The organism is Neobacillus fumarioli NBRC 102428 (assembly GCF_001591485.1).
GTDB lineage: Bacteria > Bacillota > Bacilli > Bacillales > Cytobacillaceae > Neobacillus > Neobacillus fumarioli.
This window is the reverse complement of sequence record NZ_BCUZ01000257.1, coordinates 1-900: the sequence shown is the minus strand read 5'-3', so window position 1 is coordinate 900 and position 900 is coordinate 1. Positions and strand designations below refer to the sequence as shown.

Below are 900 nucleotides of genomic sequence, written 5' to 3'. Positions count from 1 at the left end.
TTAAGCCGACCAGAATCGCAGCTGATCAACTAAAGCACCCGTAAGCGTAATAAAGAATTTCAAATTTTTAGGATTTTTGATATAATTTTCTTAGTACGATCCATCTAGTACTCGCTGTACAATCAATCCCTAGGATGCATCCCATCGAATACGATATTGTCTCCAATGGAGGATACCATGAATAAACAAATCCTTAGCGCACGCCTGACTCTCACAAGACTGGCTTTACACGATTGGGAACTAATCCACTCGATCTATTCCAACCCTACACTTATGAAACACATCGGAACAGTAAAGAGCGATGAAGAAATCCGCAATAATTTTGAAAAGGAACTCGCTCCGTGGAGCATCGAATCCACACATTGGCTAACATGGATAATCCATGAAACTGCCTCTGGTAACAACGTTGGACTAATCAGTATCTGCACCCGTGACCTTGAGAAACCCACTGCGGAAATTGGCTTTATAATACTGGAAGCATACAAAGGCAAGGGTTATGCTACCGAAGCAATTAAACTCATAATTGACTTCTGCGCGGATACTCTAGGATTCAAAAAGTTTATTGCGGTTTGTTCTGAAGAGCATAAAGGATCACGCCGCGTTTTGGAGAAAGCTGGGATGATTCTGGATGAAATCATCCCCGAAAATACTCAAATCGATGGCAAGTGGGTGAACGACTGTTTTTATTCTTTGGAGAGGTCTGGGTAAGATAGCAGTAGTAACCCAAAGCACTACTGCTTAACGCCTCTAAAAATACACTACCTTTGTTGTTGAACTCAGGCTGCCCGATAGTTACAAGTTATTTAAAGAGTTGTTCAATCTCTTCTCGAGTTTTTATATTAATCTTATACAAACAATTATGAATAATAGAATACAATCGTTTTGGAAATCACTCAAATC

General features: G+C 39.9%; 1 protein-coding gene. It reads left to right on the top strand.

Annotated features, from left to right (window positions below):
- Window positions 1–177 precede the first annotated feature (177 nt).
- Window positions 178–708 (top strand): GNAT family N-acetyltransferase, encoded by a 531-nt coding sequence (locus tag BFU02S_RS15975; protein ID WP_066372815.1) that lies wholly within the window; start codon window positions 178–180, stop codon window positions 706–708.
- Window positions 709–900: the final 192 nt, after the last annotated feature.

Bases quoted from the DNA above. Each gene is read 5' to 3' on its own strand.
- BFU02S_RS15975 (WP_066372815.1), top strand. From the start codon at position 178: ATGAATAAACAAATCCTTAGCGCACGCCTGACTCTCACAAGACTGGCT.